This window comes from Hymenobacter crusticola (genome assembly GCF_002154225.1).
Taxonomy (GTDB): domain Bacteria; phylum Bacteroidota; class Bacteroidia; order Cytophagales; family Hymenobacteraceae; genus Hymenobacter; species Hymenobacter crusticola.
Genome location: NZ_MTSE01000006.1, coordinates 105,442 through 130,650, shown reverse-complemented (window position 1 = coordinate 130,650; position 25,209 = coordinate 105,442). Strand labels below are relative to the sequence as shown.

Here is a 25,209-nt window from a genome sequence, read left to right as displayed (position 1 = left end):
TTGAAAAAGAAAATCCTCATTCACGACATCGCCAAGCACCTCGACGTGTCCATCGCGACCGTATCATTAGTGTTGAATGGCAAGGCGAAGGAAAAGCGCATCAGCGACGGCCTAGCCGAAAAGGTGCTGAAGTACGTGGAGGAGGTCGGCTACAAGCCCAACCAACTCGCCAAAAGCTTGCGCACCGGCAAAACGCACGTGATTGGGTTGGTGGTGGAGGATATTGCCAACCCGTTCTTCGCCACTATTGCCGGGCTGATCGAGCGAAAGGCGCTGGCGCATGGCTACCGCATCATCTATTGCAGCACCAGCAACGATATCGTCAAGACGCGCGACATCCTAGCGATGTTTCAGGAGCGGCACGTCGATGGCTATATCCTGGCGCTACCCGATGGCCTGGAAGGGGAAGTAAGCGCTTTGGTGCGCAGTGGCAAGCCCCTCGTGCTGTTCGATCGGGTGCTGGCGAGCGTGCTGGCCAATGCCGTGGTGGTGGATGGCGCGACGGGTACCTACGAGGCGACGCAACACCTATTAGCACAAGGGCTTACCTCCGTGGCGCTGATGACCATTCGGGATGGGCAAACGCAGATGCTGGCACGGCGGCAAGGCTACACCCAAGCCCTACGAGAACACAACCTGCCGGAACTGGTAGAAGAAATCGTGTTTCAACAGAACCCGGAACAAGTAATGGAACAGATGCAAGCCTTTTTCCAGGCGCATCCGAACTGCCACGGGGTAATGTTTACCACTAACTACCTAGGTGTGTATGGCTTGGAAGTGCTCAAGCGGCTGGGGCGACGCATTCCGGAAGATATAGCCGTCATCTCCTTCGACGACAACGACCTGTTCCGGCTTTATACCCCGCCCATCACGGTTGTGGCTCAGCCTATGGAGGCAATGGCAGAAGAAATTATCAGCATGCTGCTGGCGGCGCTGAACGGCTCCAAGGAAACCAGCCGTATGACGCAGCTCCAAATGGCCCCGCAACTAGTACTGCGGCAGTCGTCAACGCTGCCCGCTGCTGCCACCGTGCGGAGGTAGCTCATCACAGAATTAATGTTAGTCGGATATAGTCAAGCCCTAAGCGCATCGCTAGGTAGAAGGAACCGATTAACTTTTTAACAACACAAAAAAGCGACCTAGGCTACTATGCCTAGGTCGCTTTTTTGATAGATCGTATTTGAATTTAACCCTGATCAGGCTGCATCCGGACAGTGCAAAGGTGCTCGTAGCGCACCTAACCTGGGTTTTCGGTATGTATCCGGGTTCACGAAAAAGCCCCATACATCGACGGGGCTTTTACAGTGAAGGAATAAGTACGCGCTTAGCGAACTACGAAGCCCTTGGCTTGCCAAGCAGCTACGTTTTGCGACCGCACAAAGCGAGTTTCCACGTGGCCCCACGCATCAACTTGGTACATGATGGTTTTGCCCATTTCCCGAGCTTGTAACGCGGCCAAGTGCTCGGCCGGAGACTGCGGTGGGGTGGGCGATTCAGCGGGTTTGCGCACCCGAGCGCGTTTTGTGGAGTCGGACATACGCCAGCAACACAAAGTTTCGCTCAAAGGTTCACTTTGGGTAGGTGCTCTTTGACCTTTTTGCAGAAGGGACCCACTGGCAGTTCGTTTAACCGGTACTTTGCTTGCCCATCTCACCCAAAAAACCTTGTAGCGTGAGCTCACCCGCCACGTAGCGCGCGAATAATCCTTCGGTCGTTTTTCCTAGGGGCCCAGACGCCAGCAGCATGTTCCGGGCTGCCTGAATGTACACCTGCCGTTGATCCCGACTACGTTGACCAAGGGGAAACTTTGCGTCTTCCATACAAAGGCATACGGCACTTGTAGAAGCTAGGGCAATTCTTTGAGGTAGCTTCTCACGTGTATGCCGCACGCCCCCGGCTTCACATTTGTGTATATCTCGTGATATACTCCTGAGCTAGGCTTTCGACTGTTCTCTTATCAGTTGAAAGACGCCCTAAAGTTCAGCGGCGATAAAGTCGTTTTGGTCTTGAACAGCTTGCTGAATGAAGGTAAGTGCTCAAAACCTAGTTCGTAGGCAATCTCGCTGACCGTGAGGTAGGTGTCGATAGTTTTTCCTTGGCTTTGGCTATCAGCTTTGCGTGAATGTGCTGCTGGGTATTTTGCCCGGTGAGTACGCGCAGCAGGTTGCTTAAGTACTTAGGCGACAGATGTGCTCGGCCACGTAGCGTACGCTCGGCAAGCCTCTTTCGGCCAAGTCAGAGTTGTTGAAATACGCATCTAGCAGGGTTTCTACCTGTTCCAGCGCCTGGTGGTTGGTTTTTCCCGCGTGATGAACTGGCGATGATAACAGCGGTCGGCATAATTCAGCAAGCTATCCACATGCGAGGTGATAATCTGTTTGCTAAACCGATCGATCGTAGACTGATATTCCTGCTCGATGGCCAGAAGCTGATGTTTTTGGGCTTCGAGGCGCTCAATATCTTCCAGTTGTAGAACTTCAGGTCCACCGAGCATGAATTCTCACTGCTTTCATAAGAAGGTATATTCTTGTTAGTGACGATACAAAGGTCCCCACTACTAGAAAAGCCGACTTAACCGAAATGCCCTTTGTCTTAGTCGAAATGACGAAGCAGAAGAACTGCCGACAGCCTATAGACCTACCAGTTCACCCCGATACCTGTACTACTTAGCGCTGTTTTTTGCTCACTGTAGCGGGGCCTTCATACACGATTTTTCCGTCAACGATCGTCAATATGCTGTGGATAGCAAGCAGTTGTGCCGCCGGAACAGTAAATAGGTCGTCGGATAAGATAGCTAGGTCTGCTAGTTTGCCGGGCTGGAGGCTACCCTTGTTTTTCTCGGCAAATTCGGCGTAGGCCGACCCGGCCGTGTACGCCCGCACGGCCTGCTCGCGGCTTAGGTTCTCGGCAGGGTTGGCTTGCCGGGTAGTAACCAGCAGAATGCTCCGAAAGGGATTGGGCACTCCATCAGGACCTAGGGCCACAGGAATACTCAACGCGAGCCAGCTGCGCAAGGCGCTTCTTAGGCCGTATTGCGGGGTATGCACTACAACGATACCTAGCTTCTGCACGTCGCGGGCGGCAGTTGCATTGATGCCGGTGCCGTGCTCCAGGCGCACGCGTTTGCGTCGCCAAACGGCTGCTGGCGCCAAGCCCTTCATCATCCCCAACACGAGGGTCGTCGCGCTATCTCCCGTGACGTGCAGCAGCAGTTGCTGGTCGCTAGTCAGCGCTTCTCGTAGCAGGCGTTGGAGCGTATCCGGTGGAAAATTTAGCCGTCCATACCACCCAGGGCGACCTGGATAGGGTGTGGTGCGCAACGCGTTCTGCTCCAACGACGTGCCGTCGACCATGTACTTGATGCCTGAATAATAAATGAGAGGATTGCCAACAGTGGCCGGCAAGGCTCCTTTTTGAAGGCGGCGCCCCTGGTCGATGGCACTCGGCATGGCAATGATGCGGGTGCGCACGGGCAAGGCTGCCTGGCCAATGTAGTGCCGCGCATCCTCTACCGACAGCAAGCTGCTCATGTCCTGGACGGTAGTTATTCCGAAGGCTAGCTCCTGCTGCGCGTACGCTTGCAGTGCATGTCTCAATGCTGCGGGGGCGGCCGTGGACAGAACTTGCCAGAAAGGAAATTGGGCATATTCGTACAAAGGCCCAGCAAGGGAGTTGGTACCCGATAGGCGCTCGTACCAACCTCCGAGCGGATCTGGAGTTGTATCCGACAACTGTAGGGCTCGTAAGGCTTGGCTGTTGACAATCATGCCATGCCCCCACGGAACGGCCAGGACAACGGGGTTGCGTGGTGCTAGGCTATCGAGAGAGCGCCGCCCCGCGGTGGAGTCGCGCAGCACCGTTAACCCAATGGGGCCGTTCCGGTCGGCGGTGCTGGCGGCGTAAGGCCTCTAGCAAGAATGCCTCGGCGGAGGCTAGCATGGCTGCGTAGTCGGTCAGCTCCGCTAGACGGCTTTCCACATCAGCCACTGCGGAACCGAGCAACGCCCGCCCTTCTACCGCTATGTCTACCAATTCCTGTACGGGTACATCCAGCAGGCGATGCAGACCGCCCGGCCAGAACACAACGCAGAGCAGGAGGTGGTCGCGGCCGAAATGCAACTCCACAGGTTTCACCTGGGGGCCCACTACAAAGCTAGGGGGTATTCGACGAGGGCTAGGCTGTCCGGGAGCTAGGGTGTGCAGCGCATCGCGCATCGCGCGGATAAAAGTACAAGCAGTGATGCGGCGTGGGCGGCATAGGCTTCACCGCCAAGGCCGGGTCGTCCCCGTCGTAGCGCACGTGCATAAGCAAGTAGTGCTGCACAAAGGACTGCAGCGGCGGGGCGGGCGGCTGAAAGCGAATCACCATGAGACCAATGGCAGGAGGCAACTTAAAGATACCATTCCGGTCGCAACTGTCTCTTCGCAAAGAAATACAGCGCGCTATTCAGCTGTTTTGGCTGCCCACAATTCGATTTTTCCGGCGCCGCTATGTGTACAAAGCCAAACCGGCAGGCGCCTAGCTAGGTGGTAGCTAGGTGGTAGGAACAAGCAGTTAGTTTAAGCAAATAAAAAGGCAACTCAGGAATAGCATCCTGAGTCGCCTTCTAAGTGCAGAGTCGAAGTCTTTGTTTGTTACGCTACACTGCGGTGGCTGCCCCGGAGCCCGTACCACATAATGTAAGCGTAGCATATAACCGGGAGTAGTAAGGCCAGGCGAAGGCTGCTGTGGTCGGCAATAAAGCCAAACAGCATGGGCACTAGCGCCCCGCCTACAATGGCCGTGCAGAGCAGACCAGAGCCTTCTTCTGTGTGGCGACCTAGCCCTGCCATAGCCAGCGTGAAGATGGTGGGGTACATCAGTGAGTTCATCAACCCGACTGCCAACAACGACCACATGGCCACGGCACCGGTCGTATTGATGGAAATCAGCACAAGTACAACCGCGCCTACCGCATTAAGAGCCAGTAGTTTGGTTGGGGCAAACTTGTTGAGCAGATACGCGCCGGCGAAGCGACCCACCATGGCGGCACCCCAGTAGAAAGCTACTTTATTACCAGCCGCCACCGGATCAAGCGAAAGCACGTCGGGAAGCGCTACGTAGCTGGCAATGTGCGAGCCAATAGCCACCTCAGCCCCTACGTAAGCAAAGATGCCCACAACCCCTAGAATAAGGTGACGATACTGCCAAGCGCTGGTGCGGTGGTCACCCGTCACTTCGCTGTCCTCGGCTGCGTGCTCAATGGCTGGCAAGTTGATCCGGCTCAAGATAAGGCTGATGAGCAACAGCGCCCCTCCAATAATGAGGTAAGGCATTTGCACCGCACTGATATCAATACTAGCAGCATCAGCGGTGCTGTCGAGCTTCGGCAGTCGGCTCAAAATCAAGGCGCTACCTAGCAGCGGAGCAATAGTGGTACCCAGCGAGTTAAACGCTTGCGTCAGCGTCAGGCGAGACGAGGCCGACTCCGACGGCCCAAGAATAGCCACGTACGGGTTGGCCGCGACTTGCAGCAGCGTGATGCCCGAAGCTAACACAAACAGCGCCCCTAAAAAGAGCCCATAAGCCCGTTGAGCCGCAGCCGGATAAAACAAGAAAGCTCCAATAGCCGCCACGACAAACCCGAGCAGCATACCCTTCTTATACCCTAGGCGCGCCACTAGCTTGCCCGAAGGAATACTCATCAAGAAATAGGCCCCGAAAAAACACAGGTTGATAAGGTTTGCTTGGGCAAACGACAGTTGAAAGATCGCCTTCAGGTAAGGAATCAGGATGTCGTTCAGACAGGTAATAAACCCCCACAGGAAGAACAACGTGGTAACCGCGGCTAGGGCCGAGGTGTAGCGCTGCGTTTGAGCCGAAGCATTACCAGCAGTGGGGCGGGAGTTTAGAACAGGGGGTGCAGAAGCCATGAAAGAGTGGAAGAATAGTTAGGTGGAACTGAGTAGAAAGCAAAAGCGCGAAAGAAAATAGGACCCAAGCATCTAGCTTACCAGTGCCCAAAGTAGCGTTTCTGGCAGCAGGACGCTCTTCCTTCAAGGCTGGCTTGCAAAAAGATCGTAACGTCAAAACTAGAGTGCTACTTGCGCTTCAAAATACGGAGTAAGCAACGGTTGAGGCGTTCAGCACACACTCAAAAGCGCTTTCAGTGTTAAAGCTAAAATGTTTTAGCGAATAATACTCCACGGTCGCAGCCCGTAATTTGTCGCGCGCTTACTTGCGAGTGTATTCTGCACTAGTCAGCCAACGATGTGGCACTTTACACGAAGCATTCAGCTACAACATTTAAAGGAGTATCGGTGCCCGGAAAATGGTTCTTTGGCCATAACTAAGTATACTGTGTCACGCTAGCAGCGCTTTAGCAGGACGAATATTCTGTTCCGATCTAGGATGAAGTCTTTCAATATCATGCGTCTGCTTACCTTTACCCAATAATTACTTATTGTTAAATTACATGCCTGAGCCTCTTCTATCAGTAATTGTCCCTGTTTTTAACGAAGAAGGGCTTATTGATACGCTGCTTCAACGCTGTTTCGCAGCATTGGAAAGTATCACAGCAGCGTTCGAACTGATTTGCGTAGATGATGGCAGCCGTGACCAAACTTTACCTCGCTTGCTGGCAGCGCGTGCTGCTGAACCACGCCTAAAGGTTTTAGTGTTATCACGCAATTTTGGACATCAATCGGCTTACACGGCTGGGTTGCACGCTGCCAAAGGTCAGTACGTAGCCATGATGGATGGCGACCTGCAAGACCCACCTGAGTTGCTACCGAGCATGTATGAGCTACTACGTACAAACCAATGCGACATTGCCTACGGTCAGCGTACCGACCGGGCCGAAGGTTGGGGGCGGCAGCTGCTGATTAAAGGGTTCCATGGTATCTTCAGCAGCTTTTCGCGCATGAAGCAGAGCGACAACGTGGGTAATTTTTCCATGCTGAACCGCAAAGCGCTGGATGCTTTTCTGTCGCTGCACGAAAAAAACCGCTACTTACCCGGCCTGCGAGCTTTCATTGGCTTTCGGCAACTGCCCGTACCTTATGCTCGCCAAGCTAGGCATGATGGTACCCTGCCTAAGATGTCGTACAAGCGGCTGTTTGCGCTAGCCCTCGACGCTTTGTTTTCCTTTTCTGATCTGCCTATTAAGATTTGCCTCTATACGGGGCTGTTCGGCATGATCGTCTTTTTCCTGGGGGGTATTTGGGTGTTGGTCAGTAAAGCCTTGAATGTAGCTCCGTTCGGCTGGTCGTCATTAGAGCTCAGCATCTATTTTATCGGTTCTATCCAACTGTTGTTTCTGGGGGTGCTAGGTGAATATGTTTTCCGGATTTATCGTGAAAACCAGAACCGGCCTATCTACTTCATTCAAGATTACCATGACGAATAGTTTTGACCGCAACAAAGGCTGGGGGCATCCAGTAGTTCTGGTCTTCTTCGGCTTCTTATTTATTCTCGGCTTATTTATCTATAACGACTACGGAATTTCAGTTGACGAAGCCATAAGCCGCGATAATGGCATGGTAACGCTCAAGCACGTTGCAAAGCTCATCTCGCCCTCCTTTGTGGCCAATGATCCTGCTTTCAACAATGTAGAAGAGCTAGCTACTTACCACGACCGCGACTATGGCGTTCTATTTGAAGCAACAGTGTGCCTCGTTGAGCGCCTGTTTCATGTAGATGATTTTAGGAGCCAATTCTTGCTCCGGCATCTCATGACCTTCTTTGTGTGCTTTGGGGGAGTGGTAGCGCTCTACCAACTAGGAGCTCGCCGCTTCAACGATTGGCGAGTTGGCCTGCTAGTCGCTGTATGGCTTGTGCTAAGTCCGCGGCTTTTTGCGGAGTTCTTTTACAATGATAAGGATGCTGTATTTATGTCATTGTTCGCAGTGGCGATTAATACAGGTGTTCGATTCTTGTTGCAGCCATCTTTCAAGCGGGCTGCTTGGCATGCACTAGCCTGCATGGCAGCAATCGATGTGCGTATCATGGGCGTGCTGCTGCCCATGCTCACCGTGAGCTTTCTAATCGTGCAGGTGCTACATGGCGAAGTGAAGCTAGGAAAGGCACTACAAACAGGGGTGTTTTATCTCGTGCTGACGAGTGCGCTGGTAGTTGCTTTCTGGCCTTACCTCTGGCCTGATCCAGTAGGCAACTTGGTGCTCGCCTTCAACAACATGAAGAACTTCCGTTGGAACGGTCAAGTGCTATACCTCGGGGAGGCGATGTCAGCCACCAATATACCCTGGCACTATGCCTTGTTTTGGATTAGTGTCTCTACGCCCATTGTATACTTAGCCGGGTTTCTGCTCGGGGCAGGCGCAATTCTCTTTCGGTTGCTGCAGCGCAATTGGCGGCTTTGGCGAGGAGGAGAGGAAATGCAGGATATACTGTTCTTGGCAGTGGTTGTGGGCCCTTTGTTCGCCGTTATTTTCTTTCATTCTGTGCTATATGATGGGTGGCGACAGCTCTACTTTATCTACCCGGCAATGTTGCTGGTTGCGCTGCGGGGTTGGGTGATGCTATGGCACTGGCGGCCTACTAACCTAGGTTTCTTGTCAAGAAATTGGTCATCCGTAGTCTTACTGGTTGTAGGAGCTAGTATGGGCTATGTGCTGCTACGTATGGTGCGGGCTCATCCTTATCAAAATGTGTACTTCAACGCCTTCGCTGGCAAGAATATCGAGAGCCGTTTAGAAGTAGATTATTGGGGGCTGAGCTACCGGAAAGGAGTGGAGTATATCGTTTCCGTTGATCATCGGCCCCAAATCAGGTTGATGGCGCCTGCTTGGCAGCCCATCGAGCTAAGCGTTAACATGCTGCCTCCCGAAGATCGTAAGCGCATAACGGTTGTGCAGTTTGCGTCAGGGGAGCCTGCTGATTACTTAATAACAAACTACCGCTGGCACCCTGAACCCTACACTGAAGGACCCGAGATCAAGAGTTTTGAGACAGACGGGGTGCGGCTCTATTCTATCATCTGGCTAGCTAAATCTTGGTGGCAGCCCGACGAGCAATAACGTGGTAGCTCGGAGTCTAGGTGGTAGCTGCCTAGAAGCACCGTTGCTAAAGCGACTATACAGATTCTTTTATGCGCCCTTCTAATTTCTCCACGAAGCTGCTTTGGCTGCTACTCGGTGGACTAGTACTTGTCAGTGCCGGTTTATACAATGGCTACCCGCTCGTAACGCCCGATACGGGAACGTATGTTCAGAGCGCTTTATCCTTCAATGTGCCCGATGACCGCCCCGTGACGTACGGGTTGTTCATCCTCTACACCAGCCTCTTCAAGAAGACGCTCTGGTTTGTGATCTTCGCCCAAAGCGTGCTGCTCGCTTGGCTGATGCTTCGTTACGTGGAAGAATTCGTTCCACGTTTTACCAGTGCTTTTTGGCGGGTAGCATTGCTAGCACTTACTGCTTGGGCAACCGGTATCTCGTGGTACTCCAGTCAGCTGATGCCCGATATATTTACCTCCATCGGTTTATTAGCCCTCGGACTGGTATTATTAGGGCGCAGTCGTTCTAAGCCCGAAACCGGCTTTCTACTATTTGTGGTATTGGCCTCAGAGATGATGCACAACTCCAATCTGCTCATCTACACTATGGTAGTGCTAGGGTTTGGAATAGTAGCGGGGGTGAAAAAGCTATTCAAGCAGCAAATCGTTCGGCGGGTAACTTGGCTGATCGTCACTACTGTCGTACTATCTGGCTGGGTTGTGTTGCCAGCTCTCCACAAGTCTTTGGGTGGAGATTTTGCGGTTTCGCGCTCGTCGCATGCTTTTCTGATGGCGCGTTTGGTTGAGTCAGGCGTGATGGACAAGTTCCTGAAGGATAATTGCGGACCGGCCAACAGCTACAGTCTTTGTCCTTACCGCGATAACCTGCCAAATGATGCCATCGCCTTCCTGTGGGACGGCAATAGCCCGATGAATAAGGCAGGTGGTTGGGATGTGGTGCGCGATGAATACAAGCTGATTATTCAAGATATTTTGACTTCACCAAGCTACTACCCTTACTTGATCTCAGATGGAATTCAATCTACACTGCGTCAACTCACCCATATTGGCCATGGTGATGGATTGCAGGTTAGTCGTGAAGGTACTACCCCTTATGATCGGATAAGAGATTTTGCCCCGTTCGAATTAAAGAAGTACATGAACTCCCTGCAAAACCGGGGACAGCTCAATTTTGCTACGCTCAATGAGCGTACATACGGCACTCACCTGTGGGCCTTGGTGGCATTGGGCTTGGTGCTGGCTACCCCTTTGCGCAAGCGTATTAGCCTAGACCTACTAATAGTGGTGGTGGTGCTAGGGCTAGGTATCGTAAGCAATGCATTTGTAACCGGGGCGTTAGCCAACGTGCTCGATCGTTTGCAGGGGCGAGTCTCATGGTTGCTGCCTTTTGTTGCCCTTTTGGTCGTAGCGGAGCATGGGCCGGCTGTGCTACAGTACTTACATCACTTGGCTACTTCGGCCCAACGTGAGCCTACGGATGTAGCCTAGCCAGCTCATTTTTTGACCTTAAGTCTATCAGGAATAGGATTTTGACTCTGAAGCTTTTCTCCCTACTTTCGCCTGTTCATTTTTAATATACTAGTTCATTGCATGAAAAACTTTGTACGTTTTTTGGTGCTAGCAAGCTTATTTAGTTCTTGCTCATCTGACGATAAGTTAACTGTCGGTCCTAATACAATTACAGTAAACGACTTTGAATCACTCGCCGGTTGGGTAGGAGATCAGGCTACACTTACTAAAACACGAGCTCACTCTGGCAAGTATGCGCTGGAAGTAAATAAAGACCACGATTTTAGTTTGACTTACGATGCAGTACTAGGACAAATTAGCCCACGCAAACTCAAAAAAATTCATTTGGAAGCCTGGGCATTCAGACCTAACCCAAATGCCAAGGGCGTACTCGGTATTCAAATTGTAGATCCAGCGCAGAATAACAAAGATGTTGCTGGTGATGGTATTTATTTAGAGAGCGACGTGAAGGAGTTTAACAAGTGGGTAAAGGTCAGCAAAGACATTACACTGCCTGACAACTTGGTATACACGCAGCATCTCCGGTTATTCTTGTGGCGCGGGGCTGGTTCCGAGCCTACTTACGTTGATGATGTGAACCTGACGATTGCCGACTAGGCTGAACATAACCCTAGAAAAAAGATAGCCGCTTCTATGAGCGGCTATCTTTTTTCTAGGGCTTTACCTTCACCGGAATTTGCAGCTTAACAGGCCAATCATGGTAGTTCTTACTGGTAAGGAATACCTCCAGCATGTAATCACCAGGCTCATTAGGACCCACAATAGTCATATCCTGCGTCCAGTTGCTTATGATATCTAACTCCAGCGGCGTTGTGAGTACATCAGCAGAAGGCGCCCAAATTTCGGAAGATGAGAAGCGGTAAGACAGTACAGTAGGATGCGGCGTCTGCAAACCCGAATGCAACACCTTGCCAGGTGGGCTGCTGATTCGAAGGGTAAGCGAACGGGTCTTGTTGGTCCGTAGCGGAGCGGAAAGCTCGACGAAAGTTAATTTAGTATCTTGGCGCTCAGCTATATAAGTCGTAAGCGTCGTGGAGTCAGCGGGAGGTGGGGTATTAAGGTTGCGATAGGAGGACGACGGCAAGTGAATGTACTGCCAGGGGAGCTGGTCGTAGGGAATTTTACCACCGAACTGAGTTAAAAGAACATTGGGCGGGGTAGCGTTTGAATATGCAATAAAGTCGGGTACATCATTAGCAACATATACCTGTCGTGCTGAATCGGGGCTATACCGGGCGCTAAGTAGCAGGGACTCAAAGGAAGGAGCCCACGACTCAGATCGTTGGTGGTAAGGATCAAGGTTTGCCTGGGCAACGATAAACTTATATTCTGGGAATTGTCGGGTGTAAGCAATCGTGTTCTTTAACCAATGAACATACTTCGTGAAAGGAGGATTGGCTTGCCAAATCGCGAAAAAGCGAGCGCAAAACACAACAACCAGCGCAATGGTCGCCAGCCGGTACCAGCGAGTTCCTATGGCTGGTAGTATTTCCATGGCCAGCGGTATAGCTACAAATAGCCCCAAAGGCAAATGTAAGTTCTCGAGGTAGGTGAAATCGGTATGATCGGGGTGCGTAATGGCAACGATCTGCGAGTAGCCTATTACGAATGCCCAAATCCACACTAAGCGTAGTCCCCAACCGGCGGGTCTACGCCAAATGTAATAGCCTGTGATAAGCACCAGCAGCACCGGAAGCATGTAGTAACGAGTTCGGCAGAGCAATAAAAGCTCCTGATTGCTTGCTAACGATAAGTAGTTGGGGTAAAACTGGACAAGATTGTCCCACAGGTTTAGCCTTTGCCCTTCGTACGAATCAGCTGCGATGTTGTGCGTGCGTAGCCAGTAGCAAAACAGGGCGATAAGTGCCGTTAAATAATAGAGCCAATCGGTAAAGCGGCGAGTAAGCAGATAATCGTAGCCCCACAAGAACAGAAAAGGCAAAAGCAGTAGCGGGTGGCCATAAATACTGACAGGAATGAGTAGAAGTAATAACAGCGTCCGCCAGTCGAATGGCAACGGTGCTAGCCGAGAAATGCCTGCATAATATAGCAGCAGCATGGCCAAGGCTTGCGGAAACTCAGATTGGGCCCAGTAAAAGGTGTTAGATATGAGTAGTGTATATAGTAAAGCTACTGCTACTGCTACATGTTCATTGCGAAATAAGTAGGCGCTAATGAGAAATACAGCGAAATAGTAACCAATAAACACCAGAGAGTATAGCCGTAACACTACATCCAAGGGTAGGCCACTGCGTATCCCTAGCAGGGGCCATATCTGGGTTATAGCTGCTACAAAGCGATTGTTCTGAATAAAGAGATGATCCTTGGTAAGATATTCAAACATGTGCATCGATAAATCCAGATAAGCGATGCGCTCTAAATAAAAATGGCTAGCAAGTACTAGTAATACGAAGAAGCAGAATATACCCGCCCAAGTGAACTGTGCGGAAGCGTAGCGTTTGGGTAATAACATTGTAAACTAGTAACTAGCAGGAAGTGGTGCTGATAAAGCGAGCCAGGTAGAAAAGAGCTGGAACGAAGATAGGAACAGGATTCTGAATGCAATGAAGCTAGCTGAAGCAAAGGGTAAGCTAGTAAGTAGCAGGTAGTAGTGTAGAGGGTCGCGACAGGAGGATAATTCGGCGCATACCTAGCCAAATAAGCTTAGCCTAGTTACTTTGCAGAACAGTAATGAGGTTATGATCAATTATACACTCTCCGCAGCTGATCGGTGGCGGCGGCCAATAGTAGGTGCTTTCTTCGGTTTATTGCTACTAGTAGGTTTATTGCTAGTGCGTGATTACGGCTTATCCGTCGACGAAAACCAGAGTCGCCATAATGGCATGCTGTCGTTGAAGCATGTGTGCGACTTGTTCTGGCCAGAGTTCGTGCAACGTGATCAGAACGCATTTGCCTACTACCAACAGTTCGACTTACGTGACTACTATGATCGCGATTATGGAGTAGCTTTTGAAATGCCAGTCTCGTTTTTCGAGCGGCTATTGAGGTTGGAAAGCCAACGGGCTATTTTTTGGTTTCGGCACCTGTGCACCTTCCTGGTTTGTATGGGTGGGGTAGGAGCCGTTTATCAGCTTACTAAGCGCAGGTTCAAGAACTGGCGCTTAGGATTGTTAGGTGCCTTACTGCTAGTATTGAGCCCGCGCTTGTTCGCTGAGTCGTTCTATAATGATAAGGATGCCGTGTTTATGGCCCTCTTTGCCGTAGCAACGAATACTGCCATTCGCTTTATTGAACGTCCTACCCTGAAACGGGCCTTCTGGCATGCACTGGCGTGTGCTATCACTATTGATGTGCGCATCATGGGTGTGCTACTGCCAATGGCTACCTTGGCTATGCTAGCGTTACGCATCATCCGGGACGAGTACCGGGCGCTAGGTACCGGGCGCTTAGCTCTGGGCAGTAGTACCTATCTGCTGCTGTTACCAACATTGGTTGTTGCCCTGTGGCCCTATCTGTGGGATGCTCCAATAGACAACTTTCTGGACGCTTTTCGGAAAATGGCGCAGTTCCGCTGGGGTGGGCAAGTACTGTATATGGGCCATATGGTGACAGCGACGGAGCTGCCCTGGCATTACGCTTTAGTTTGGATTTGCATCACTACCCCCGTGCTGTATGTATTAGCTTTCGTGACCGGGGGCATTCGCATTGTATGGGACCTAGTCCGGCGGGGCCTAACGTTATATGCTTCGGAAGAGGAGTGGCAAGATCTGTTTTTCCTTGGTCTTACAGTCACTCCTTTGTTGGCGGTAGTAGCACTGCACTCAGTGCTATACGATGGCTGGCGTCAGCTATACTTTGTTTATCCTACTTTCTTGCTAGTTGCCATGCGCGGGTTGGTCGCGCTATTGCAGTGGCAGCCACAAGGCTCATTTTGGGGAGCCTACTGGTCAACATTTATTCGGGGTGTGCTGATCGTTACGCTAGTTACTACTGCCGCCCAAATAGCGTGGTTTCATCCGCAGCAGCAGGTATACTTCAACTTTCTGCCTGGGCGCCACATCGAGCAGAAGTTTGAGATGGACTATTGGTCGCTCAGTTACCGTTGGGGGCTAGAATGGATTACTAGTCACGACAGCCGCCCCGTGATTTATGTGAATGCCCCTATGGAGGGAAGTGTCGAGATCAACCGTTGGATGCTCGATGAATTTGCGGCTGAGCGAGTAAAATTTGTAGCTGATCCTGAGAAAGCTAACTATTTCATGACTACCTATCGTTGGCACCCAGACCCTTATCCATATCAAGAAGAAGTAGCCCGTTTGGAAGCCGGACGGCGGCGGGTGCTGTCGATATTCCGCATCAGGTAAGTCACTATTGTCCGCTGATAGTGCCAGCATTTAGCTTACTTTAAAAGCTTAACCAACAAATAGCCACTTCTTTTATGAGAAAACTGCTTTGTCTCCTGCTTATCTTAGGAGTGGCAGCCTGTGCCGAGAAAAAAACGCAATTGCCCGACAACCTGCTCACCCACAACGATTTTGAGCAACTAGATGGGTGGATGGGGAGCGACCAATACCTAGCTTCGCTCACGACGGATCAAGCACACTCCGGCAAGTATTCGGCAAAAGTAGATCCAGCGGTTGAGTTCAGCGCCGGGTATAGCAAGCAGTTGGGGAAGGTGGCTGCCCAAATTCCAAAAAAGATAAAACTTCAGGCTTGGGTAAATCTCTCAAACGAGAAAGCTGTGCCGGTGCTCGTGACGGAGCTAAAGCAAACCGGTACCGACAAGCAATTGCTGTGGGATGGGCTAGACCTAGCGAAAGAAGTGAAGCACTACAATATGTGGGTGCAGGTGGAGAAGACAGTGAACCTACCAGCCGAAGCGGCTTATGGCGACGTGCTGAAGGTGTATCTGTGGCGTGGTGGCAGCATACAGCCCGCGTACGTCGACGATTTAATGATCCTGAATGAGAAGTAGCTAGGTGCTTACGCAGAACGTAGAGCTCGGCACTCTGCTTCTGCCTTCTTAACTGCTAGTACTTATCGCTTTCGCCATAATGGTATCCTCTTATTCTTTACCTACTTCATTACCAACTCCGACAGTTCGCTGGCGCGCTCCTATTTCGCTGTTCAGCATGGGGCTGGTGATGGCAGTGCTACTACGGATGTTCGTCGCAGTAGATAGTTGGACTAACCTGCGCGTCACCAAATACGACGTGTTCGGGTATTACCTCTACCTGCCTGCTACCTTCATCTATCATGATGTGTCAGGCCTAGGCTTTGTAACGCCCATTTTGGATCAATATGATCTAACCAATCGAGGCAATCCGGCGCATCCGCTCGGCAACTATGAAGTGTCGCGGGCACGTACTGATCCTGATAGCTATGTCATCAAGTACACGATGGGGCTATCTATTCTATATGCCCCTTTCTTTGGCGCGGCGCACCTCTACACCAAGTATTTATCATCCTACCCGGCAGATGGTTACTCATTACCCTATCAGCTAGCAGCCTACCTAGCCGGTTTGGTGTATGCTCTGATTGGCCTAGTGTTGCTACGGCGCTTGCTGTTGTTATACTTCAGTGACGCCCTAACGGCCGTGTTGCTCGTAGTCGTTTATTGCACTACTAACTACTTATGTTATGCAGTCTTCAAGAGCCTGTACTCACATAACTTTCTTTTTGTGTTGCACACGGCTACGCTGTTGCTGACTCACTATTGGTTACAGCAACCTCGCCTGCGGTATATTCTGGGGCTAGCCCTGACAATTGGCCTGGCCGTGCTGATTCGCCCTACAGAGGTAATCATTATGCTGGTGCCTCTGCTACTAGGAGTGGCCTCGTGGGCTGGCTTGCGAGCACGCCTCCAACTTTTGTGGGCCAAGCGTCTGCAAGTTATTTGTTTTGGGCTGGGAGTATTTCTGGTAATGGTGCCGCAGCTGCTCTACTGGCATCACACCTCCGGGCACTGGACGTATGATTCGTATCCGGGGGAAAGCTTCGATTTTCTGCACCCGAAGTTATACTCCGGGCTATTGAGCTTCGATAATGGCTGGCTGACCTATACGCCGGTAATGGTGCTAGCTATAGTAGGATTATTCATCCTGTGGCAGCAACGCCGCGACTGGTTTTGGCTGGTCACCTTGTATCTAAGCTTGCACGTATACATTGCCTACAGTTGGTGGTGCTGGTGGTATATGGATAGCTTCGGCTCCCGCACCATGGTACAAACATACCCGCTACTTAGCCTTCCTTTGGGTTTCTGCCTGCAGGCATTGTTTCAACGCGGAGTAGCTGTACGCATGCTCACGGCTAGCTTGCTAGTATTACTTACGGCCCTAAATGGCTTTCAGCTCTGGCAGCGGCAAGAGGGCATCTTTATGCCCGAGCACATGACCCGGCGCTATTACTTCGCGATACTAGGCAAAACGCACCTGACCAAAAACGACCTGACGAAGTTCGATACCAACGAGGCCGATCCTGACCACACGCGTTACGTTTCGGAAGTGACGCATTTCAACAACTTCAGCCAGGAATCGGCGCCGGGCGTCACCAACGAGTTTGCCTTGGCTGCACCAGCATTTCAGGTCGATGCGCAACACCCCTACAGCCCGACGTATCGTCAAAAGCTAGGAGACTTAAAAGTAAAGCCTGGCGACTGGATTGAGGCGAGCGCACAGGTGTTTTTTCCGGACAAAGCCTGGGATATCAACCAAATGCCTAGTTTGGTTATTGAGTTCAAGCGCAATGGCCAAACCTACAAATGGAAAGGAATGCGTCTAATGAACAAAGTAGGGGAGGTGTCGACGGTCTATGGTGGAACGCCAAAAGTATGGGATGAGGTGAGATTTGATAGTAAAGTATCAAGTGATGCGCAGCCTGACGATGAGGTTTCTGTCTACGCGTTTCAGAACGGCTCAGTACAGCCCGTCCTGGTCGATAATCTTATGGTAACCGTGTTACGTCACCGCTAGAAACTAGCTTATTTCAGGGCCTAGCCATGAAATAAACCATACTTCAGAATGCAGTAAATGGCCCGGAAGCCGTCGCGCCAGCCGATTTTTTTGCCTTCAGCGTAGGTGCGGCCATAGTAGCTGATGCCTACTTCGTAAATGCGAGCATTAGGTACCCTGGAAACTTTGGCCGTCACTTCGGGCTCAAAGCCGAAGCGCTTTTCTTCTAGCTTCAAGCCTTGAATAATATCGCGACGGAATAGTTTGTAGCATGTCTCCATGTCCGTTAGGTTCAGGTCAGTGAACATGTTGGAAAGGAAGGTCAGGATAGCATTGCCGATGCTATGCCAGAAGAACAGAATCCGGTGGGGTTGACCACCCATAAAGCGCGAGCCAAATACTACATCGGCAAACCCCTTCAGGATAGGTTTCATCAATATGTTGTACTCTTCCGGATCGTACTCTAGGTCGGCATCCTGAATAATAACATAGTCGCCAGTCGCCTCACGAATACCGGTGTGTAACGCTGCTCCTTTCCCCTGGTTAACTGCATGTTGGAGCAGCCGCATTCCCATCTCTGGATAACGGCTTATATAGGTCGTTATCACTTCCGCAGAGTTGTCAGAGGAGCAGTCATTGACCAGAATAATCTCCTTCTGAATATTATTCACGAGCTTCAGCTCGCGCAGCACATCCAGGATCTGATGGATGGTGCGGGCTTCGTTGTAAACCGGAATGACGATAGAGAGTTTGTCAAACTTTACCAAAACGCAAATGGGTTAGATGTTAGGCGTAATTATAGGTTGCCGGTACGTCCACCATCGACGGGCACATTAATGCCCGTGATATAGCTAGCAGCGGGAGAAGCTAGGAAGGCGACGGCTGCCGCTATTTCTTCAGGTTGACCGAAGCGGTGAACGGGAATAAGCTGGAGCAAGTTGTCTTCGATGGACTCTGTTGATTGACCGGTTTGAACTGCTCTTTGCTCAATAAGCGACGTGTGCCGCTGTGTAACCGTTGCGCCTGGTAGGACATTATTCACTGTGATGCCAGAGGAAGCTACTTCATTGGCCAATGTTTTAGCCCAGTTTCCTACGGCAGCACGGATCGTGTTGGAGACACCTAGGTTCGGTAACGGCTGTTTGACGGATGTGCTAATGATATTAATGATGCGGCCGTATTGATTAGCCTGCATAGTAGGCACTAGCGCTTGTGCTAGCACTTGGTTGCACACTAGGTGTTGCTCAAAAGCTGCCCGAAAAGCTTCGGCTGGTGCTGCAAGAAGTGGCCCACCTGCAGGCCCTCCTGTATTGTTTATTAAAATTTCAAAACCCCTAGGATGGCTATTAAGATAATCGTGGACGCGAGTAGCTACCACGTTGGCATCCACGAAATCAGCAACGATGTAATCATGAGTTTGAGCTGTCGGGGTGGGCAGCTCAGCGGCTATTTGCTGTAGGCGCTCTTCGTTGCGAGCCAATAACGTGATGGATGCTCCCATCTGAGCTAATACCTCGGCTACTGCCCGCCCGATGCCCTGGGTGCTACCCCCAACTAAGGCTTGTTGGCCAGCTAGAATATCCGGCGAAAACAGTGAAGGGTGCATAATTGGAAGAATGTACGACTAAATACGCTTTAAGCCGTGGCAAACATACGTAGGTAGCGGAATACAGCTGCCACTTCTACCGCAAAACATGAGTGTTACTGGAGTTGATTTGTCATAGAAGATATTTTTAGTGCTGGTTTCACGGACGCACTGTGCGGCAATGACCAGCTAAACGGTCCTAACTTAATCTCTTATTAACGGTTTTTAACCTAGCTTACCGCCTCCCTTACCTAGCTTTCCCTACTAGCATGGCTATTACTCGCCCATTCAATTTCAAGCAGTGGATTGATGAACACCGGCACTTGTTGAAGCCACCTGTTGGCAATCAGCAAGTTTTCAAAGACAACAAAGACTTTATTGTGATGGTAGTTGGTGGGCCTAATACTCGCAAAGACTACCACTATGATGAAGGAGAAGAATTATTCCTGCAAGTAGAGGGAGATATTGTGGTAAAGATCATCGAAGATGGTCAGCCCATAGATATTCCAATTCGAGAGGGAGAAATGTTTCTGCTGCCTGGCGGTGTACCTCATTCGCCTAGGCGACCAGCGGGTACTATTGGCTTAGTATTGGAGCGTTATCGGCAGCCGGGAGAGAAGGACGGTTTTTTGTGGTTTTGTGAAAATTGCGGTCATAAGCTCTACGAGGAGTACGCCGAGATTACGGATATCGTGCAGCAACTCCCGCCGATCATGAACCGATTCTGGCAATCGGAGGAAAAACGGACTTGTCAGAATTGTGGTACGGTGATGGCGCCGCCTGCGCCTGTTGCTTCCTAAAGCAGGGGACACGCTACCTCATTGGCTCCAACAGCTCAAAGATGCAGTAAGGCTCCACCTAGCTGCCTATCTTTACTGCCGATGACTTTCGAACCCACCCCCGATTTCGCCGCCTCCCTCGACGCTCAAGATCCGCTACGCGACTTCCGTGACCGGTTCCACATTCCGCCTGCCCCAGATGGTAGCGAAAGTATCTACTTATGTGGTAACTCGCTTGGGCTGCTCCCCAAAACGGCGCGGGCGGCTGTCGAGCAGGAGTTTCAGGCGTGGGAGCAGCGCGCCGTAGAAGGGCACTTTCATGGCGCGTCACCTTGGATGCACTATCACGAGATGCTGGCCCCTGCGGCGGCTCGAGTAGTTGGGGCCAAACCGTTGGAAGTGGTTGTGATGAATAATCTGACTACCAATCTGCATTTGTTGCTGATTTCCTTCTACCGACCCACAGCCACGCGCTATAAGGTGCTAATGGAAGGCGGGGCTTTCCCATCTGATCAATATGCCTTGGAATCGCAGGTGAAGCTACACGGTTTTGCCCCCGATGAGGCTATCGTAGAACTGCTGCCACGGCCGGGCGAGCACACGCTGCGCACAGAAGATATTGAAGCCAAAATTCAGGAGCTAGGAGATTCGCTGGCAACGGTACTGCTAGGCGGTATCAACTATTACACCGGGCAAGTGTTCGATATGGCTGCAATTACCCGTGCGGGCCATGCTGTGGGCGCAACCGTGGGCTTCGACCTAGCACACGCAGCCGGCAACATCGAAATGCACTTGCACGATTGGGACGTGGATTTTGCCTGCTGGTGTACATATAAGTACTTGAATTCCGGTCCGGGCGGCACCTCGGGGGCGTTTGTGCACGAGCGGTTTGCGTATCAGTTCGACTTGCCGCGCCTAGCTGGCTGGTGGGGGCACGATGCCAAGGAGCGGTTTCAGATGAAGAAGGGCTTCAAGCCCATGCCTGGCGCGGCCGGCTGGCAGCTCGCCAACGGCCAGATTTTTCCGATGGCAATACACCAGGCCTCTTTGGCGCTGGTAGATGAAGCGGGCGGAATGAGCGCGCTCCGACGGAAGAGCGAGCAGCTCACGGCTTACTTGGAGTTTCTGATTCGGCGTTTGCAGCTCCCAGCGACGCAGCTAGAGATTATTACGCCCTCGGAGCCGGCGGCACGCGGCTGCCAGCTCTCCTTGCTGGTACATCAAAATGGGCGTCAACTTTTCGACCACCTAGCTGCCGCGGGCATCGTGGGCGACTGGCGTGAGCCTAACGTGATTCGGTTAGCGCCAGTGCCGTTGTACAATTCGTACCGAGATGTGCAGCGAACGGGGGAGGTGCTAGCTGCGTGGGCAAAGGCCGAATAGTTACACACTGAATTATCAGAGCTTTATTGGAGTTTTACGTAAACACCATCGTGTTCACTCAATTGTTAGTTCGCTAACTACTCATATGGCCGAAGAATATGCGGCAAAAATGGCGCTCAAAACCGATGCTGAACTGCAACGGTACGTAACCGGACGAGCCGAATACCGCGACGACGCGGTACTGGCGGCGTTAGATGAATTGGCGCGCCGGGGCAAACCCCATCCCGACGAAACGGCGCTCCGCCCAGTGCTGGAGGTTGGCATTCGTGCGCAGCAAGTGCAGCTAGATGCCGAAGACCAGCGCCTCGGTATGCACGAAACTAACGACGTCGTAGAAGCGGAGGAAACGAGCCCGCGCTTGTACTCGCCCGTTACAATTACCTGGTTCTCCGTTCTGTTTTCTATGCTGGCCGGGGGTGTATTGTTAGGGCTTAATTTGCGACAGTTGGGGCGTTCAGGCGCTATCGTGCGACTAGTTATGTTTATGTTGCTCTACTTTGTAGGGGGCATGCTCCTGCTCAACTGGTTTATGCAACACTATGGCTTAAGCAGGTGGATGCTGAGCGTGTTCAATCTGCCGGCAATTGTCGTTTATATCTTCTGGTTCTGGCCACGTTACGTGCGTACGCACACGTATCAGTCGCGCAACTGGCTGATTCCGTTTGTGGTGTGCTTCGCATTGCAGCTCGGACTGATGACACTAGTAGCCCAATATTTCGTGCATTAATTCGAGCGTTAGAGGCTTGGCTTGCTCCGAGATTCAAATTAAGCTACGCGCGTTCTGAACCTAGCTTATCATTCATTGCTAGCTTTGGGCTAACAGGCTTACACTCACTCTTTCGCCTTCACTCCATCAATGGCGCTTACTCTTTTGCCATTACCTGATGCGGAAGTATTGCTCGACCCAGAGTTCTTGAGTCCGGCGGAGTCTCGTAGCTTGCTCACGGAGTTGACAGAAACGATTCCGTGGCGGCAGGAGCCGATTAAGCTTTTTGGAAAAGAAGTGATGCAACCGCGGCTTACTTCTTGGCACGGCGACCCAGCGGCGCGCTATCAGTATTCTAGGTTAGCGCTTACCCCGCAGGCGTGGACGCCTGCTTTGCTGCGTTTGCGGGAGCAGGCACAAGCCGCCGCAGGGTGCAATTTCAATAGCGTATTGCTCAACTTGTACCGCTACGGGCAGGATAGCATGGGCTGGCACGCCGATGATGAACCGGAGTTAGGTCTGGCTCCAGTTATTGCTTCCATTAGTTTAGGAGCAACGCGTAATTTTCGGCTGAAGCCACGCGATCCGCGGCATACAAATCATTCGGCCGTAACTTTGGCGCTCACCAATGGGAGCTTGTTGCTCATGCAGGGAACTACGCAGCAACATTGGCTGCATGCTATACCCAAAACGGCCGTATCTGTAGCGCCGCGTCTTAACTTGACCTTCCGCCGCGTTCTTACGAGCTACTAAAACGAACCGTCAAGTGACTTTTATAATCGGCCCATGACTGTTTGCTTGCTTCTACTGCGAGCTAGTAGCGGATTCCGGGGTGGCCATACAGCGAGGGGCAATCCGGCTCACCAAGCAAGTAGTCGCCGATGCGCAGCAACGTAGCATTGAAGGGTAGGCATGCCGCTACGGCGAACGGATGCGGGGTAGGAACTAAGCTTGTAACAACAGAAAGTAACGCAGCACGTGGTGCCTGCTTGCTGCGGCGAATGCTGATTCTTCGAGGACGCATGAGTTTCTTGCAGAGGTGGGTGGCAGTTGCGAGGCGAGACTGGATCATGGCGTTTACTTTATTCAATACTTTCATTCTATAGTGACAAACTTAGGCTTCCAATTTTTATACCGGGTGCCTAATCCGACCAACCTAGGTTCCTTTCCTGATCAACTCAACCTTTTGCCAGTTCAACAAAATGTGTTTAGTAGCCATATAAGCCATTTTGCGCTCTTTTTCTGCCTTTCGTCCTGATTCAACTTCCTTATGTCCTCTCTCTCCGCATTTCCCGAATCTGTATTCCCTTCCCAACCTGAACCACTTACCGTGATGGGCGGCGGTTTGGTGGGCACGTTGGCAGCTTTATACCTAGCTCGGCGCGGCTATCCTGTCGAGATCTACGACCGGCGCGCCGACCCGCGGCAACTCAGCAAAAGCACGGAAGGGCGTTCCATCAACCTAGCTTTGTCTGACCGCGGCTGGCGGGCCTTAGAAGGAGTCGGGATTAGTGAGCAGATTCAGCCCGTTGCCATTCCGATGTACCAGCGCATCATGCACGATCAGCAAGGCCGGCTTACGTACCAGCCGTATGGCCGCGAAAATCAGGCTATCTACTCCGTCTCGCGCGACGGGCTAAACCGGGCGCTGCTAGATCTAGCCGAAGTTAACTCCCACATTAGCCTGCACTTCAACCAAAAATGCCAGTTCGTTGATTTGCCTAACCGGCACCTCGTGCTGCGCGATACCCTAACGGGGCAGGAGCAAACGCGCTCCTTCCGCCATTTGTTTGGGGTGGATGGGGCATATTCTGCCGTGCGCAGTGCCATGCAGAAAACGGATCGGTTCGACTACTCGCAGCAGTACCTCAACTACGGTTACAAAGAATTGACGATTGAAGCGGGGGCCAACGGCACGTGGCGGTTGGAGAAAAATGCGCTGCACATCTGGCCTAGGGGGCAGTATATGATGATTGCGTTGCCCAACCTCGATGGCTCCTTCAACTGCACGCTGTTCTTTCCCTACGAAGGGGAGCACTCGTTTGCTACCCTACAAACGGGCGCGCAGGTGCAAGCCTTCTTCGCCCAGGTTTTTCCCGATGCGTTGCCCTTGATGCCAGCGCTGGAAGAAGACTTTTTTCAGAATCCAACTAGCTCTCTAGTAACTATTCGCTGCTATCCGTGGTCGGTAGCCGATGAGGTACTGCTGCTCGGCGATGCCTCCCACGCCATTGTTCCGTTTTATGGGCAAGGCATGAACGCCGGCTTCGAAGACTGCTCGGTGCTCGACGATTTGCTCGATCAGCATGGCAGCGACTGGCACACCGTATTTGCGGAGTTTCAGCGCTTGCGCAAGCCCAATGCTGATGCCATGGCTGACCTAGCCGTGTACAACTTTGAGGAGATGCGCGACCGGGTAGCTGACCCACGCTTTTTGCTGCGCAAAAAAATCGAAAGCAAAATTTCGGCGCAATATCCTGATCAGTGGGTGCCGCTCTATACGCAGGTTACCTTTTCGAGCACACCGTACGCAGATGCTTGGGCGAACGGGCAGCGACAGGAGCAAGTGATGCAACGCCTGATGCCACATATCCAAAGCGAAGCCGATTACGATCAGCCGGCAGTGCAGGCCTTAGTGCAGCAAGAGCTAGCCAACCTAGCGTACTAGCCAAGCGTCAGACCAAGGCCAAAGCCAATTACAACGCTTATGCCGAGGCTAAGACCAGCCCACACCTGTGCTGAGGTGTGGGCATTTAAAGCTAGTCTAGCACTCATCACGGCGCCCGTGAGCAAAATCATGCTGACCAGCCACCAGACCCCCGACTCACCTGATAGCGCGCTCATTTGCAGTACGGATAGGAAACCTGCGGCCCCGCCTACCCCCACGCTGTGAGCACTGATCTTCCAGTGCAGCGAGATAAGAAAGGTGAGCAGAACGGCCACAGTCATGCCCGCCATCATGTGCGTTAGCAGCGGGTCGAAGGCGTGCCGCTCCCGTTGAAACAAAAACGTAGCGGCCGCAAAACAAATGGTGGTTAGTAGAAAGGGCAGTGGCCGATGCTGGCGGTCAGGCAACATTAGGGACTCCACTTGACCGAACCAATGCAGGGCCGTTGTTAGCAACGAAGGCAATAGGAAAGTAAAGACAAAAACAACGGCCAGCACGACCCACCGGTCGGGCATGAGGGGCCGCAAAATCACCCCTGGTAGCTGGTAGCAAATGATATAGAATAGATATGAGGGAACTAGTAGCGGATGAAAAGCCGCGGATAAGGCTGTCGCTAGCGGGCGAGACACA

The 25,209-nt window shown here is 51.8% G+C and carries 24 protein-coding genes and 1 pseudogene; 13 read left to right on the top strand and 12 right to left on the bottom strand.

Annotated features, from left to right (window positions below; translation table 11 throughout):
* Positions 1-1,041: a LacI family DNA-binding transcriptional regulator gene (locus BXP70_RS13505; protein ID WP_179197690.1), complete on the top strand. Its 1,041-nt coding sequence runs from the start codon at positions 1-3 to the stop codon at positions 1,039-1,041.
* A 283-nt stretch (positions 1,042-1,324) separates the two neighbouring features.
* Here BXP70_RS13505 and BXP70_RS13500 read toward each other — a convergent pair whose 3' ends face one another.
* The 7 genes and pseudogenes from BXP70_RS13500 to BXP70_RS13470 form a co-directional block, all read right to left on the bottom strand.
* Complete coding sequence (locus BXP70_RS13500; RefSeq protein WP_086594627.1) at positions 1,325-1,537, bottom strand: hypothetical protein; 213 nt, start codon at positions 1,535-1,537, stop codon at positions 1,325-1,327.
* 88 nt (positions 1,538-1,625) lie between these two features.
* A complete protein-coding gene (locus tag BXP70_RS13495) occupies positions 1,626-1,820 on the bottom strand; it encodes a hypothetical protein (RefSeq protein ID WP_086594626.1) in 195 nt (64 codons plus the stop codon).
* A 137-nt stretch (positions 1,821-1,957) separates the two neighbouring features.
* A pseudogene (locus tag BXP70_RS13490) lies at positions 1,958-2,419 on the bottom strand (helix-turn-helix domain-containing protein); the annotation flags it as partial.
* 247 nt (positions 2,420-2,666) lie between these two features.
* Complete coding sequence (locus BXP70_RS13485) at positions 2,667-3,857, bottom strand: amidohydrolase (protein WP_179197689.1); 1,191 nt, start codon at positions 3,855-3,857, stop codon at positions 2,667-2,669.
* On the bottom strand, positions 3,817-4,215 hold the full coding sequence (locus tag BXP70_RS13480; protein WP_143436495.1) for a DUF6597 domain-containing transcriptional factor: 399 nt from the start codon (positions 4,213-4,215) through the stop codon (positions 3,817-3,819). The genes BXP70_RS13485 and BXP70_RS13480 overlap by 41 nt, the downstream gene beginning before the upstream one ends.
* Positions 4,175-4,369 carry a hypothetical protein gene (locus BXP70_RS13475; RefSeq protein ID WP_086594623.1) on the bottom strand — a complete coding sequence of 65 codons (195 nt, stop codon included), beginning with the start codon at positions 4,367-4,369 and terminating at the stop codon, positions 4,175-4,177. Before BXP70_RS13475 ends, BXP70_RS13480 begins: the two co-directional genes overlap by 41 nt.
* A 266-nt stretch (positions 4,370-4,635) precedes the next feature.
* A complete protein-coding gene (locus tag BXP70_RS13470; protein ID WP_086594622.1) occupies positions 4,636-5,913 on the bottom strand; it encodes a sugar MFS transporter in 1,278 nt (425 codons plus the stop codon).
* 542 nt (positions 5,914-6,455) lie between these two features.
* On the opposite strand from BXP70_RS13470, the gene BXP70_RS13465 reads away from it, so the two are divergent.
* From BXP70_RS13465 to BXP70_RS13450, 4 genes are all read left to right on the top strand, one after another.
* Complete coding sequence (locus BXP70_RS13465; RefSeq protein ID WP_086594621.1) at positions 6,456-7,388, top strand: glycosyltransferase family 2 protein; 933 nt, start codon at positions 6,456-6,458, stop codon at positions 7,386-7,388.
* Entirely contained in the window at positions 7,378-9,018 is a 1,641-nt protein-coding gene (locus BXP70_RS13460; RefSeq protein WP_086594620.1) for a hypothetical protein, read from the top strand. The genes BXP70_RS13465 and BXP70_RS13460 overlap by 11 nt, the downstream gene beginning before the upstream one ends.
* Positions 9,019-9,089: 71 nt before the next feature.
* Positions 9,090-10,505, top strand: a complete 1,416-nt coding sequence (locus BXP70_RS13455; RefSeq protein ID WP_086594619.1) for a hypothetical protein — start codon at positions 9,090-9,092, stop codon at positions 10,503-10,505.
* Between the two features lie 102 nt (positions 10,506-10,607).
* A complete protein-coding gene (locus tag BXP70_RS13450; protein WP_086594618.1) occupies positions 10,608-11,144 on the top strand; it encodes a hypothetical protein in 537 nt (178 codons plus the stop codon).
* A gap of 55 nt (positions 11,145-11,199) precedes the next feature.
* Here the strand turns inward: BXP70_RS13450 and BXP70_RS13445 are convergent, their stop codons facing one another.
* Positions 11,200-13,020 (bottom strand): hypothetical protein, encoded by a 1,821-nt coding sequence (locus BXP70_RS13445; protein ID WP_143436494.1) that lies wholly within the window; start codon positions 13,018-13,020, stop codon positions 11,200-11,202.
* A gap of 226 nt (positions 13,021-13,246) precedes the next feature.
* On the opposite strand from BXP70_RS13445, the gene BXP70_RS13440 reads away from it, so the two are divergent.
* The 3 genes from BXP70_RS13440 (at position 13,247) to BXP70_RS13430 (ending at position 17,479) form a co-directional block, all read left to right on the top strand.
* Positions 13,247-14,872 carry a glycosyltransferase family 39 protein gene (locus BXP70_RS13440; RefSeq protein ID WP_086594616.1) on the top strand — a complete coding sequence of 542 codons (1,626 nt, stop codon included), beginning with the start codon at positions 13,247-13,249 and terminating at the stop codon, positions 14,870-14,872.
* A gap of 74 nt (positions 14,873-14,946) precedes the next feature.
* Positions 14,947-15,483, top strand: coding sequence for a carbohydrate binding domain-containing protein (locus BXP70_RS13435; protein WP_143436493.1), 537 nt, complete (start codon positions 14,947-14,949; stop codon positions 15,481-15,483).
* A gap of 79 nt (positions 15,484-15,562) precedes the next feature.
* Positions 15,563-17,479: a hypothetical protein gene (locus BXP70_RS13430; RefSeq protein ID WP_143436492.1), complete on the top strand. Its 1,917-nt coding sequence runs from the start codon at positions 15,563-15,565 to the stop codon at positions 17,477-17,479.
* Positions 17,480-17,499: 20 nt separating this feature from the next.
* Here the strand turns inward: BXP70_RS13430 and BXP70_RS13425 are convergent, their stop codons facing one another.
* Positions 17,500-18,225: a glycosyltransferase family 2 protein gene (locus BXP70_RS13425; protein ID WP_086594613.1), complete on the bottom strand. Its 726-nt coding sequence runs from the start codon at positions 18,223-18,225 to the stop codon at positions 17,500-17,502.
* 29 nt (positions 18,226-18,254) lie between these two features.
* Positions 18,255-19,064, bottom strand: coding sequence for an SDR family oxidoreductase (locus BXP70_RS13420; RefSeq protein ID WP_086594612.1), 810 nt, complete (start codon positions 19,062-19,064; stop codon positions 18,255-18,257).
* A gap of 248 nt (positions 19,065-19,312) precedes the next feature.
* Here BXP70_RS13420 and BXP70_RS13415 point away from each other — a divergent pair, with 248 nt between their 5' ends.
* From BXP70_RS13415 to BXP70_RS13400, 4 genes are all read left to right on the top strand, one after another.
* The gene (locus BXP70_RS13415) at positions 19,313-19,843 is read left to right on the top strand and encodes a 3-hydroxyanthranilate 3,4-dioxygenase (RefSeq protein WP_086594611.1); all 531 of its coding nucleotides are present in this window, start codon (positions 19,313-19,315) and stop codon (positions 19,841-19,843) included.
* Positions 19,844-19,924: 81 nt separating this feature from the next.
* On the top strand, positions 19,925-21,205 hold the full coding sequence (gene kynU / locus BXP70_RS13410; RefSeq protein WP_086594610.1) for a kynureninase: 1,281 nt from the start codon (positions 19,925-19,927) through the stop codon (positions 21,203-21,205).
* Between the two features lie 85 nt (positions 21,206-21,290).
* Complete coding sequence (locus tag BXP70_RS13405; protein WP_086594609.1) at positions 21,291-21,932, top strand: hypothetical protein; 642 nt, start codon at positions 21,291-21,293, stop codon at positions 21,930-21,932.
* Positions 21,933-22,061: 129 nt separating this feature from the next.
* Positions 22,062-22,664 (top strand): alpha-ketoglutarate-dependent dioxygenase AlkB family protein, encoded by a 603-nt coding sequence (locus BXP70_RS13400; RefSeq protein WP_086594608.1) that lies wholly within the window; start codon positions 22,062-22,064, stop codon positions 22,662-22,664.
* A gap of 61 nt (positions 22,665-22,725) precedes the next feature.
* On the opposite strand, the gene BXP70_RS29480 is transcribed toward BXP70_RS13400, so the two are convergent.
* On the bottom strand, positions 22,726-22,935 hold the full coding sequence (locus BXP70_RS29480) for a hypothetical protein (protein WP_143436491.1): 210 nt from the start codon (positions 22,933-22,935) through the stop codon (positions 22,726-22,728).
* Positions 22,936-23,181: 246 nt separating this feature from the next.
* On the opposite strand from BXP70_RS29480, the gene BXP70_RS13395 reads away from it, so the two are divergent.
* A complete protein-coding gene (locus BXP70_RS13395; protein WP_086594607.1) occupies positions 23,182-24,579 on the top strand; it encodes an FAD-dependent oxidoreductase in 1,398 nt (465 codons plus the stop codon).
* On the opposite strand, the gene BXP70_RS13390 is transcribed toward BXP70_RS13395, so the two are convergent.
* On the bottom strand, positions 24,576-25,208 hold the full coding sequence (locus tag BXP70_RS13390) for a phosphatase PAP2 family protein (protein WP_143436490.1): 633 nt from the start codon (positions 25,206-25,208) through the stop codon (positions 24,576-24,578). The genes BXP70_RS13395 and BXP70_RS13390 overlap by 4 nt on opposite strands.
* Between the last annotated feature and the right edge of the window lies 1 nt (position 25,209).